The organism is Novosphingobium barchaimii LL02, assembly GCF_001046635.1.
Taxonomy (GTDB): Bacteria; Pseudomonadota; Alphaproteobacteria; order Sphingomonadales; family Sphingomonadaceae; genus Novosphingobium; species Novosphingobium barchaimii.
Window position 1 is genome coordinate 1,237,081 of record NZ_KQ130452.1, and the last position, 11,826, is coordinate 1,248,906.

At 65.0% G+C, this 11,826-nt stretch carries 12 protein-coding genes; 5 read left to right on the top strand and 7 right to left on the bottom strand.

Translation table 11 applies throughout. The annotated features are described in order from the left end of the window. Positions 1-36 precede the first annotated feature (36 nt). Together greB and V474_RS06045 are read left to right on the top strand one after the other, a co-directional pair. Positions 37-516, top strand: coding sequence for a transcription elongation factor GreB (greB, locus tag V474_RS06040; RefSeq protein WP_059150552.1), 480 nt, complete (start codon positions 37-39; stop codon positions 514-516). A gap of 145 nt (positions 517-661) precedes the next feature. Then, positions 662-1,435, top strand: coding sequence for a TSUP family transporter (locus tag V474_RS06045; protein ID WP_059150553.1), 774 nt, complete (start codon positions 662-664; stop codon positions 1,433-1,435). A 4-nt stretch (positions 1,436-1,439) separates the two neighbouring features. On the opposite strand, the gene sthA is transcribed toward V474_RS06045, so the two are convergent. Then, a complete protein-coding gene (gene sthA / locus V474_RS06050) occupies positions 1,440-2,828 on the bottom strand; it encodes a Si-specific NAD(P)(+) transhydrogenase (protein ID WP_059150554.1) in 1,389 nt (462 codons plus the stop codon). Positions 2,829-2,974: 146 nt separating this feature from the next. Between sthA and V474_RS06055 the strand changes: the two genes are divergently transcribed. Beyond that, positions 2,975-3,478, top strand: a complete 504-nt coding sequence (locus tag V474_RS06055) for a hypothetical protein (RefSeq protein ID WP_059150555.1) — start codon at positions 2,975-2,977, stop codon at positions 3,476-3,478. A gap of 72 nt (positions 3,479-3,550) precedes the next feature. Here V474_RS06055 and V474_RS06060 read toward each other — a convergent pair whose 3' ends face one another. Continuing rightward, the gene (locus V474_RS06060; protein ID WP_059150556.1) at positions 3,551-4,219 is read right to left on the bottom strand and encodes an outer membrane protein; all 669 of its coding nucleotides are present in this window, start codon (positions 4,217-4,219) and stop codon (positions 3,551-3,553) included. Between the two features lie 284 nt (positions 4,220-4,503). Here V474_RS06060 and rlmN point away from each other — a divergent pair, with 284 nt between their 5' ends. Further along, positions 4,504-5,856, top strand: coding sequence for a 23S rRNA (adenine(2503)-C(2))-methyltransferase RlmN (gene rlmN / locus V474_RS06065; protein ID WP_059150557.1), 1,353 nt, complete (start codon positions 4,504-4,506; stop codon positions 5,854-5,856). A gap of 119 nt (positions 5,857-5,975) precedes the next feature. Here rlmN and V474_RS06070 read toward each other — a convergent pair whose 3' ends face one another. The 3 genes from V474_RS06070 to V474_RS06080 form a co-directional block, all read right to left on the bottom strand. Beyond that, positions 5,976-6,749 (bottom strand): LysR family transcriptional regulator, encoded by a 774-nt coding sequence (locus tag V474_RS06070; protein ID WP_059150558.1) that lies wholly within the window; start codon positions 6,747-6,749, stop codon positions 5,976-5,978. A gap of 55 nt (positions 6,750-6,804) precedes the next feature. Beyond that, complete coding sequence (gene apaG / locus V474_RS06075; protein ID WP_059150559.1) at positions 6,805-7,203, bottom strand: Co2+/Mg2+ efflux protein ApaG; 399 nt, start codon at positions 7,201-7,203, stop codon at positions 6,805-6,807. 86 nt (positions 7,204-7,289) lie between these two features. Next, entirely contained in the window at positions 7,290-8,498 is a 1,209-nt protein-coding gene (locus V474_RS06080; RefSeq protein WP_059150560.1) for a trans-sulfuration enzyme family protein, read from the bottom strand. 123 nt (positions 8,499-8,621) lie between these two features. Here V474_RS06080 and V474_RS06085 point away from each other — a divergent pair, with 123 nt between their 5' ends. Continuing rightward, entirely contained in the window at positions 8,622-9,920 is a 1,299-nt protein-coding gene (locus V474_RS06085; RefSeq protein ID WP_059150814.1) for a phospholipid carrier-dependent glycosyltransferase, read from the top strand. A 64-nt stretch (positions 9,921-9,984) separates the two neighbouring features. On the opposite strand, the gene V474_RS06090 is transcribed toward V474_RS06085, so the two are convergent. Together V474_RS06090 and V474_RS06095 are read right to left on the bottom strand one after the other, a co-directional pair. Then, the gene (locus V474_RS06090) at positions 9,985-10,665 is read right to left on the bottom strand and encodes a DUF2238 domain-containing protein (protein ID WP_236710725.1); all 681 of its coding nucleotides are present in this window, start codon (positions 10,663-10,665) and stop codon (positions 9,985-9,987) included. Further along, positions 10,620-11,804 (bottom strand): glycosyltransferase, encoded by a 1,185-nt coding sequence (locus V474_RS06095; protein ID WP_059150561.1) that lies wholly within the window; start codon positions 11,802-11,804, stop codon positions 10,620-10,622. The genes V474_RS06090 and V474_RS06095 overlap by 46 nt, the downstream gene beginning before the upstream one ends. Between the last annotated feature and the right edge of the window lie 22 nt (positions 11,805-11,826).

The following is an 11,826-nucleotide window of genomic DNA, read 5'->3' on the forward strand; positions in this document are numbered from 1 at the left end:
CTTGGCCGGCACCGCGCGGCTATCTAAGCATTGGATATGAACCTCACCGGCCCCCCGATCAGCCCCGCAGGCATGGCCTCATTACGCGCCCGCTATGACCATCTCCTCGGCACCGAGCGCCCTGCAATCGTCGAGATCGTCTCGTGGGCAGCGGGCAATGGCGACCGCTCGGAAAACGGAGACTACCTCTATGGCCGCAAGCGCATGCGCGAGATCGACCGCGAACTGTCCTACCTTGCTCGCCGCATGAAGGCGCTGCGCGTGGTCGATGCTTCTGCGCAAGGCGAGCGCGACAAGGTGTTCTTCGGTGCGACCGTGGAACTGGCCGACGAGGAAGACGAGCGCCTCACCCTCACTATCGTCGGCGATGACGAACAGGACGCCTCGGCTGGCCGCATCGGCTGGAGCGCCCCCATCGCCCGCGCCCTGCGCGGCGCGGCCGTGGGCGACCTGCGCATCGTGCGCCTGCCCTCCGGCGAAAAGGAATGGGAGATCATGGCGATCACTTACCCTTGAAGCAGTTTCCGATCCGACTGCGTCGGTCCGGCCGCTCCAGGCTTTTGGTTTATCGCATTTTCCAAGCCATCAGGCGATTCCACCTGATTGGAACATGCTTCAAGTTCGCTTTGCCTTTCGCGCTGACCTCGGCTTAACGAGCGGCATGGAACTGACCGTCGAAGCCATCTCCTTCCTGATCGCCATCGCTTTCCTTGCAGGCGGCGTGGACGCGCTTGCGGGCGGCGGCGGACTGCTGACGATCCCGGCGCTCATGGCGGCCGGGATACCGCCCGTCTCGGCGCTGGCGACGAACAAGCTGCAAAGCACCATCGGCACCGCATCGGCGTTTCTGACCTTCCACCGCGCAGGCCATGTCGACCTGAAGGCTTTCGCCGTCCCCGCGCTGGGCGCCTTCCTCGGGTCGCTGGCGGGTGGAACCGCCGTCCAGTTCATCGAGCCCGCCTTCCTCGCCGCTTTCGTACCGGTGCTGCTGATCGCGATGGGCCTGTACTTCCTGTTCGCCCCGCCGATGAGCGAATTGGACCGCCATGCCCGCATCGGCCGCCGGGGACTGACCCTCATCACCACCGGCATCGGTTTCTACGACGGCTTCTTCGGCCCCGGCACCGGATCGTTCATGACCACCGCGCTGGTGGCGCTGGGCGGGCTGGGCCTGGTTCGGGCCATCGCCAATACCAAGTTCCTGAACCTTTCCACCAATATCGCCGGCCTTGCCGCGATGATCGCAGGCGGCAAGGTGCTGTGGCTTTTGGGCGCAGGCATGGCCGCCGCCAATGTCGCCGGAAACCAGGTCGGCGCGCGGCTGGCCATGCGTTTCGGCGGGAAAGGCGTGCGGCCTTTGCTGGTCGTCATGTCGTTCGCGCTGACGATCAAGCTACTGTCAGACCCGGCCAACCCGCTGTGGAGCCTGTTCTAGCGCTTTACCGCGCCATGCGGTTCCAGGCATCGAGCGCGGCGATCTTGTAAGCCTCCGCCAGCGTCGGATAGTTGAAGGTGTTCTCGATGAAGTAGTCGATCGTCCCCTTCAGGTTCAGCACCGCCTGGCCGATGTGGATCAGCTCGGTCGCGCCCTCGCCGATGATATGGACGCCCAGCAGGCGGCGGGTCTTGTTCGAGAATATCATCTTCATCAGGCCCTGTTGCAGGCCCATGATGTGGCCCCGGCTGGTCTCGCGGAAACGGGCGATGCCGGTCTCGTAGTTGATGCCTCGTTGCCGCACTTCCTGTTCGGTCATGCCCACTGTGGAAATCTCCGGCACCGCGTAGATGCCGTAAGGGAAGAATGCGGGCGCTGGTGGCAGAGGGAGGCCGAAAGCATGGCAGGCCGCGATGCGGCCCTGCTCCATCGAGGTCGAGGCAAGGCTGGGAAAGCCGATCACGTCGCCAGCTGCATAGATGTGGGGTACGGCGGTCTGATACGTCTCGGGATTGACGGAGAGCCGACCGCGCATGTCGGTTTCCAGCCCGCAGGTCTCCAGCTCCAGTCCGGTCGTCGCCCCCATCCGCCCGGCGCAGTAGAGCAGCATCTCGCTGCGCACCGTCCGCCCGTCGCCCAGCGTGGTGACGACGCGCCCGTCCGCGCCCTTCTCCACTTTCTCAGCGGGAGAACCGAGCCGGAAGGTGACGCCCCGGTCGCGCAGCTGGTTCACGAACTCCTCGATGATCTCCCGGTCGACGAAATCGAGAAATGTCTCGCGCGGCTCGATCACGGTGACGGCCACGTCGAGCGCGGAGAAGATCGTCGCATACTCGATCCCGATCACCCCGGCGCCGACGACCGCCAGCGAGCGAGGCAGGCGCGGGATGTTCACGACCTCGTCCGAATCAAGGATGTCGGGGTCGGCGAAGTCCACATTGTCAGGCTGGTAGGGCACCGTTCCCACGGCGATCAGAAAACGCGCCCCCTCTACGATCAACTCGCTGCAATCGGGCGATGTCACCACCAGCCGATTGGCATCGATGAAGCGCGCGAAGCCTGCCATTGTCGCTACGCCATTGCGCAGGAACTGGTGCTCCAGCACGTCGACCTCATGGTCCAGCGTCTTGCCAAGACGGATGGAAAGATCCTCGCTGCCGATCTCTTTCTTCACCCGGTAGGAGCGCCCGTAGAACCCCCGCTCACGCCAGCCAGAAAGATTCAGCGCGGTTTCCCGCAGGGTCTTGCTGGGGATCGTGCCGGTATGCACCGACACCCCGCCAACCCGCTGGCGCCCCTCGATCACAAGGACGGACTTGCCCAGCTTCGCCGCCTGGATCGCCGCGCGCCGCCCCGAAGGACCGCTGCCAATCACGATGAACTCGTAAGCCATGGTCAACTCCACCAACGCCCGGCTGCAAAGCCCCTGCGCAAACTGTGCGGCCGGCCATGCTGCAACGCAACAGCCAATCCGCCGCATCCGGTTCGATGCGGCGAACGCTTTCCAATGCGGTGGCATCGCCCCTATAGGCATGGGCCATGCGCCGATCCGCCCTACGCCTGCTCGCATTGCCCATGCTGATGGCACTCGCCGCCGCCCCCGCCCTCGCCCGCGAAAGCCTCGGGCTTTACGGCAATTGGGGCGCTTTTCGCGACCCGCTCGTCCCGCGCTGCTATGCCATCGCCATGGCAGAGCCCAGCGCCATGAGCCGCGACTATCAACCCTATGCCGCAATCGGCACCTGGCCGCGGCGCGGCGCGCGCAGCCAGGTGCATCTTCGTCTCTCCCGCAAGCTTGCACAAGGCAAGCCGGTAACCTTGCGTATCGGCAGGGAGCGGATCGTGTTGACCGCCGGCGGCGGCGACGCCTGGCCCCGCAGCGATACCGACAATGCCGCCATCATTGCCGCCATGCGCTCGGCTCCGACGATGACGGTGAGTGCGCGCGATGCGAAGGGGCGGCCTTTCGCCAATACCTGGGCGCTGCCGGGCGCGGCTTCGGCGATGGATGCGGCGCTGATCGGCTGCGCGCGACTGCGCTAGGCACCCCTTGCTCAAACGAAGAAGGGCGGAACCTCCCAGTTCCGCCCTCCCCTCGCCGCGAGCTGTGTCAGCTCAGAAGCGTACGCCCACGCCCGCCATCACCTGGTGGCGGTCGAGGTCCAGGTCGAAGCGCTGGCCGTCCGCGAAATCGCCCCGGTAATCCAGTTCGCCCTTCTCGTAGTTCGAGTAGCGGTATTCGAGCTTGGCGAAGACGTTGCTGGTCACCGCCTGCTCAACGCCTGCACCGATGCGCCAGCCGTCCGCATCGATGTCGCGGTTGGTGGTGACGGTGCCGCTGGCGTTACGCACGTCGAACTTGGCGTTGGTATAACCGCCCTTGGCGTAGATCATCGTCCTGGGGCTCACCACATAGCCGAGGCGCGCGCCGACGTAGAGGTCGCGGTTGGTCTTGACGTTGCCGATGCCGAAGCCCTCGAAGTCGCCGTCACTGAACTTGGTCTTGGCGGTTGACCAGGTAACTTCCGCTTCTGGACCAACGACCACGTTGCCGAAGCGCATGTCATAACCCGCACCCACGCCATAGGCGAAGCCGTCGATCGACTGGTCGTTGTCTTCATTGACGTCGTCGTCGATGCTGCTGCCCGCCTTTGACACATCGTATCCCATCAGGGCTTCGACGTGGGGGCCCGAGAACGATTCCGCCGGGCCGGTGTCCTGTGCCATCGCGGGCATCGAAGCCATCGCGGAACCGGCAGCGAGACAGACAAGGATCTTCTTCATAAACGTACTCCGATTATTCCATGCGGCGGCTTTACCGCCTTTCCATCCGGCGGATTTCTCTGCCGTGGACTGGTGAAATGCCGTTCGAAGCGCCGGAGTTTCCTGAACCTAACACAACGAAATCATTGATGTTTTTTGGCAACACTGGATCGATGTGCCGAAGGTTTCGCGGGCCGGATGGAGGGAACTGGATCGCAGGCCGTGCCGTTTGCGCAGGCCCGCTGTGCCCGCGCGAGGGGGCCGTCTTCCGTTTTGCCTGCGAATGCCCTATATGCCTGTCCATCATGTCAGACACGAACGACCTCCCAGCCGGCGCAGCCGCCGCTGCCGGCCTCATGGCGATCCCGGGCCATATCGATCCCATGCCGGTGCCGCGCCCCGGCATCGTCGACGGTGTCACCCCGCGCCAGGACGGCCGCATCGACCTCCTCGGCTTGCCCAAGAAGCGCATTACCGAACTGTTCGAAGGCGCCGGGCTGGACGCCAAGGCGGCAAAGCTGCGCGCCAAGCAGGTCTACCACTGGCTCTACCACCGCGGTGTCACCGAATTCGATGCGATGACCGACATCGCCAAGACCATGCGCCCCTGGCTGGCGCAGCGTTTCGTCGTTGGCCGCCCCGAAATCGTCGAGGCCCAGCATTCCAGCGACGGCACCCGCAAATGGCTGCTGCGCACCGATGACGCGCACGATTACGAGATGGTCTTCATCCCTGATGCGGACCGGGGAACGCTGTGCGTCTCCTCCCAGGTCGGCTGTACCCTCAATTGCCGGTTCTGCCACACCGGCACCATGCGCTTGGTGCGCAACCTGACGGTGGGTGAAATCGTCGGCCAGGTCATGCTGGCGCGCGATGCGCTGGGCGAATGGCCCAATGGCGTCAGCGACACCCGCCCTGCCGCGCGCACTGACTTTGGGGTCGATCCGGATGAGGACGAGGATGAGGACGAAGGTTCCTATACCTCCAGCGGCCGCCTGCTTACCAACATCGTGATGATGGGCATGGGCGAACCACTGTATAATTTCGACAACGTGCGCGATGCGCTCAAGCTGGTGATGGACGGCGAAGGCCTCGCCTTGTCCAAGCGCCGCATCACGCTCTCCACCTCGGGCGTGATCCCGCAGATGGCGCGCTGCGGCGAGGAGATCGGCGTCAACCTGGCAGTCTCGCTCCACGCGGTGACCAAGGAAGTGCGCGACGAGATCGTGCCCATCAACAAGAAGTACGGTCTTGAGGAGCTGCTCCAGGCCTGCGCCGATTATCCCCGCGCCTCGAACGCGCGGCGAATCACGTTCGAATACGTGATGCTCAAGGACAAGAACGATTCGGACGCCGACGCGCGGGAACTGGTCCGCCTGCTCAAGAAGTACAACCTGCCCGCTAAAGTGAACCTGATCCCGTTCAACCCCTGGCCCGGCGCACAGTACGAATGCTCGACGCCCGAGCGCATCCGGTCGTTCTCGGACATTGTCTTCCAGGGCGGTATCTCCGCCCCGGTCCGCACCCCGCGCGGCCGCGATATCGATGCGGCCTGCGGCCAGCTCAAGACGGCCGCGGAAAAGAAGAGCCGCGCTGAACTGGACCGTATCCACGCGGAAAAAGAAGCGGCGATGGAAGCTGAGGGCGTCGCAGGCTGAGCTTAGGATGTCCGGGCTTCGACCGGCTCAGCCTGAGCGGGGGTCGGGCAAGACGATCTACCCGAAAAAGCGACTTACACTGACGCCCGTTCGTCCTGAGCTTGTCGAAGGACTATGACTCAGCCCTGCGTCAGCGCTGCAACGAGGTCCCGCACCTTCTTCTGCCGCCATTGCGGCAGCGGCGCGACCAGCCAGTAGCCGCGCTGGCAGGGCACCGCAGGCGCGCCCGTTCCCGCCGCCAAGAGCGCCGGCACGTGCGCGCGGCCCAGGCCGGCAAGCGCCGCAGCGATTGCCTGACCGGCATCACCCACCATGATCGGCGGCTTGGTTTCCTCCGTCTCGGCCTCGAAATCCGGCGTGGGATCGCCGGGCCAGCCGATCCAGTCCCCACTGCCCACTTCCACCCATTCTGCGCTGCCCAGCATCATCCCTTCGAGTTCGCCCGGACCGTCCGTCCAGCGCACCGCAAGATCGAGGTTAGCCTCGGTGAAATCGGTCATCTCGCCGTCGACGAGGATGTAGCGCACCTGCGGGTTAGCTGCGCGAAAGGCGGCCAGGCGCGGCGCGAGCCACGCGGCGAAGAATTCGCGCGGAGCGGCGATCGTGTAGACGTGACTGGACTGGCCCGCCTGCATCGCCTGCACCGCATCCTCGAAATGCAGGAACCCGTTGCGCAGCGCGGCAAGACCGGCGCCGGCTTCGTCGGTAAGTTCCAGGCCCTTGCTGGTGCGGCGAAACAGCACCACGCCCATCAGGTCTTCCAGCGCTCGAATCTGCTGCCCGACGGCGGCGGGGGTCACTGCAAGTTCATCCGCCGCGCGGGTGAACGACAAGTGCCGGGCGGCAGCGTCGAAGACGCGCAGGGCGTTGAGGGGCAGATGCGTGCGCTTCATGGCGCTTCCCTATGCGCAGGCGCGCTGCGGGGCAATGGCCCTGACGGCAGCGCGGTTAGCCGGCGGTGGCAGGTGCGGCGAGTGGGAAGTAGGGGATCAGCGCGTTGAACTCGCCCCCGTCCTCTCGGCGGAAGGTATAGTACCCCTCCATCGAGCCCTGAGGCGTGGAAAGCGGGCATCCAGACACGTAATCGTGGCTCCGCCCCGTCGCGAGGACCGGCTGTTCGCCGACGACGCCCTCGCCCTCAACTACGTCGACTTTGCCGGTGGCATCAGTGATGCGCCAGTGGCGGGTCAAGAGTTGGAGGGTCTCACCCGTCTCGTTTTCGATTCGGATATGGTAGACCCAGAACCATTTGCCCGCCTCGATGCGCGATTGCTCAGGCAGGAAATTGACGGCAACCCGTACCGTGAGGCCATCGGTGATGGCGGCGTGCTGGAACAGTTCCTTCATGACAATAGCCAGCCTAACGACGATTTAGCGAGGCCACAACCGCCATTCCTGCCCCTTCCCGAGCAAGTTTGGGGCAGGGGCTTGGCTTAGAGGCCCACTTTAGTCAGCGCCTGATCGAAGTCCTCGATCAGGTCGTCGATATCTTCCAGGCCCACGTTGATGCGCAGCATGCCTTCGCCGATGCCCATCGCCTCGCGCCCTTCGGCGCCCATGTTGTGGTGCGTGGTCGAAGCCGGGTGGCACATCAGCGAACGCGAATCGCCGATGTTGTTCGAGATGTCGATCAGCTTCAGCCCATCGAGAAGCCCCCAGGCCTGCTCGCGCCCGCCGTCCAGCACGAAGCTGAAGATCGGCCCGCAGGCATCCATCTGCTTCATCGCCAGCGCCTGCTGCGGGTGGCTGTCGAGCCAGGGATGCAGGATCTTGGGCACGCGGGCCTCGACGAACTTGCCGAGCGCCAGCGCGTTCTCGCTCTGCTTCTTGGCGCGCAGATCGAGCGTCTCGAGGCCCTTCAGCACCACCCAGGCGTTGAACGGCGAAAGGTTCGGTCCGGTGTTGCGCTGGAACGGCAGCAGCTTGTCGTTGATGAATTCTTCCGAACCGCAGACAGCACCGGCAAGGACTCGGCCCTGCCCGTCCATCAGCTTGGTTGCGGAATAGGCGACGACGTCGATCCCGAACTCCATCGGCCGCTGCAGCGCGGGCGAGCAGAAGGCGTTGTCGACCACGGTGGTGATGCCGTGTGCCTTGGCGATCGCGGCGATGCCGGCAAGGTCAGCGACGTCCATCGTCGGATTCGCCGGGGTTTCGAAGAAGAACACCTTGGTATTGGGGCGGATCGCCGCTTCCCAGGCGGTGAGGTCGCCTGCGTCGATCACCGTCACTTCCACGCCGAAGCGCGGCAGCAGGTGATCGCCCAGCCAGCGGCACGAACCGAAGGCGGCGCGCGCGGTGACCATGTGGTCGCCCGCCGAAAGCTGGCACAGCAGAGCAGCGGTCATTGCCGCCATGCCGGTGGCCTGGGTCCGGCACGCCTCTGCGCCTTCGAGCAGCGCGATGCGCTCCTCCAGCATAGCGACGGTCGGGTTCTGCAGGCGAGAGTAGGTCATGCCTTCCTCTTCGCCCATGAAACGCGCAGCGACGGTGGCCGCATCGTCATAGGCATAGCCCGAGGTAAGGAAGAGCGCCTCGCTCGTCTCGCCCATCTCGGAACGCCAGGTGCCTCCGCGAATCGCGCGGGTGGCGGGGCGCCAGTTGCGGGTCTGGGTGCGGTCCTGTCCGGTGGTGCGTTTCATGGCCCAAGCCTCTATAAGCGCGGGGCTGCGAGTGCAAGCGGATGCGCAGGGAGAACGGCCCTCGTGGCGCGCCTGCCGGGCGCCCTTGCCCAAACCCCCGAACCCCCTTATCCCGCCGCTCCGATGCCGTTTACCGCCCCACAAACTCTCAGCTCAAGAGAACGCGACCCGCTAGGCTGGTGCGTTCTCATCGTTGCCCTGTTCGAGGCGATGGCGCTGTGGCGCATAGGCACCCCCACCCGCTATTACTTCGACGAGATTCACTATGTGCCTGCGGCCCTCAAGCTGCTGGATCTGATCCCGGCCAACCGCGAACACCCGCTATTCGGCAAGGAAGTGATCGCCGGCCTCATCCATCTGCTCGGCGACCGGCCGCTGGCATGGCGCCTGGGCCCTGCCCTGTTCGGCGGGCTTGGCCTGTTCGCATTTGCCCGGCTGAACTGGCATATCACCCAGCGCCGCCGCGCCACGATCGCCGCAACCGCGTTGCTGGCGACCAATTTCATGTGGTTCGTCCAGAGCCGCATCGCCATGCTGGACATGATATCGGCGGGGATGTGCATGGTCGGCCTGTGGCAGTTCGCCGCCGCCCTGCGCGCCCGCAAGACCGGACCTGCCCGCCTGCATCTGATCGCGAGCGGACTGGCCATGGGCCTGTGTCTCGGCGCGAAGTGGAGCGCGGCTCCAGCACTGATGATGCCGGGTCTCGCCTTCCTGATCCTGCGCTTGCGGGAAACCGGGCCTTTACGAATCGGCCGCCGCGGCGCCGGGCCGATCAAGGGTATCACCTTTACCGAAGCCGCGCTCTGGCTGGGCGTGTTCCCGCTTGCGGTATACTGGGCGACCTATCTTCCGGCGATGTTCTACCCCCATCACGCGGTATCTCCATGGGGCGTTATCGAGCAGCACGAACTGATGATCCGCCTCCAGGACAGCGTGAAGAAGCCCCATCCCTATCGCACCTACTGGTATCAGTGGGTCGCGGACTGGCGGGGCATCTGGTATCTGTTCGAGAACGTCGACGGCGCCCAGCGCGGCATCGTCATGATCGGCAACCCGCTGTCGATGATCGCCGGCCTGTTCGCGCTGGTCTGGGGAGTGTGGGCAACGGCATTCCGGCGCCGGTGGGACGTGCTGGCCTTCGTCGTGCTCTACACTGCGTGCCTCGGCATGTGGATCGTCAACGGCAAGCCGGTCCAGTTCTACTACCATTACCTGCTGCCCGGCGCCTTCCTGATGGCGGTACTGGCGCTGGCGCTGGATGCGCTATGGGACCGGCGGGGACGCTGGCCCAAGGTCGCGACCGGAATGATGGTACTGGCGCTGCTACTGTTCGCGCTGTTCTACCCGATCCTGTCGGGCTGGCCGCTGCCGTTCAGGAGTGCCTACAATTTCTGGATGTGGCTGCCGAGCTGGCGCTGAGCGCGGTCGATTGCCGCCGTCCTTCCGACCTGCGGTCTATCGCCCGACATAGGCTCTCGGATCGTTAGCGGGACGTGGCTCGCCATCCGCGCAGGCGCAGCGCCAATGCGGCAAGAACCGCGCCCAATCCCGCCATCGCCATGTCCTTCTGCGCGTCCCAAGGGTCGCCCTGCTGTCCGTTGTAAGCCGCCGCATTCGGCCCAGCCATGAAGATGGTCAGCAGCCACTCGAATATCTCGTAGAGCGCGCTGCCGGCCAGCACGAACTCCACGGCGATATAGGTGGCGAGCCGGGCCGACAGCCGCTTGTGCCGCGTCAGCCACGCAGAGATCGGATGCACCCAGCACAGTCCGAAGCTGAGATGGACCAGCCGGTCCCACGAATTACGGGAAAGCCCCAGCACCCTAGCGGGCGATGGCAGGCCAAGCGAACGCGCCCAGTCCTCGTAAGGGACGAAGGAATAGATGTAGCGCCCGCCCAGCGTGTGCAGCCACAGGAAAAGGCAGGCGCACACGACGGCGCTGGTCGGCATGGGCCAGCGCCGCAGCGAAAGGCCAATGCCCGCCACGATGGCGAGTGTCGGCAGGTTCTGAAGCGGTGCAAGGTCCGGGTACGGCGTATCGACCAGGCTAAGCAGCGCCCCCGCAGCCGTCAGCGCCAGCAGGACGACCTGCACGCGCGGGACGGCAGCGGGCAGGTTCAGTATTTGCCCCAGACGAATTTGGACGACAGCGCGAAATTCCACACCGAACCCAGCACGATGCCGGTGATCACCGCCAGCACGTCATGCACGCCGATGGTCTTGAGCACCGCGGCCGCGCCGATGTTCGTCAGCAGACCCAGCGAGCAGGTCACCGCGAACTGCGCCCAGCCGCGCATCACCGGACCGAAACCGCGCAGGCGCTTGTCGGAATAGGTCAGCTCGTTGTTGAGCACGAAGTTGAAGCTCATCGCCACGACCGCCGCCAAGGTATTGGCGATATTGAACGTCGTGCTTTCCGACCAGTTGCCGTAAACGAAGCGCTCGGCGAACACGAGGTGGAGCATGATCCACAGTGCGCCCAGCTGCACCAGCACGCCCAGGGCGCCCACCGTGCCGAACAGCGCGAAGCGGGTCGGGATGATGCGGCCCAGCCACTTGTCGTAAAGACCTACGAGGAATTCGAACACTACGGTCTGGTCCAGCTTGCTCTCGCCTTCCGCGCGGGCGGCGAAGTTCAGGGGGAATTCCTTGACCCGAAGCGGGGTGTCGACCGTCGCCAGGATATCGAGAAGGATCTTGAAGCCCACGCCGGAAAGGCGGTGGGCGTCGGCGCGAAGGGTCTGCGTGCGCAGCATGAAGAAGCCGCTCATCGGATCGGTCAGTTCCACCCCGGTCACCTTGTTGGCGATCCGGTTGGCCAGGCCCGAAGCCTTGACGCGGTCGGGACGGCCCCAGGCCTCGGTGCTGGCGCCTTCGGCGAAGCGCGAGGCATAGGCGATGTCGAATTCGCCCGAGGCGACCGCGCGCAACATGCCCGGCAGCAGCTCCGGATCGTGCTGGTGGTCGGCGTCCATCACCGCAACGATCGGCGCGGAAGTGGAGCACATCCCCTCGATCGCGGCGCTGGCAAGGCCGCGCCGGCCTATGCGCTGGATGCAGCGCACGCGCGGATTGATCAGCGACAGACGGCGGGCCTCGTCGGAGGTGCCATCGGGGCTGTTGTCGTCAACGAAGATCACTTCCCACGCGATGCCCGCAAGCGCCTTTTCAAGGCGTGCGATCATCGTCGCAACGTTCTTGCGCTCGTTATAGGTCGGCAGGACCACGGCCAGTTCGAGCGGCTTGACATAGCGCTCGCCGGCATCCGCGGCCTGGGTAAATTCGGAACTCGTAATGTTCATGCGCCCCGGTTGTAGGTAATCA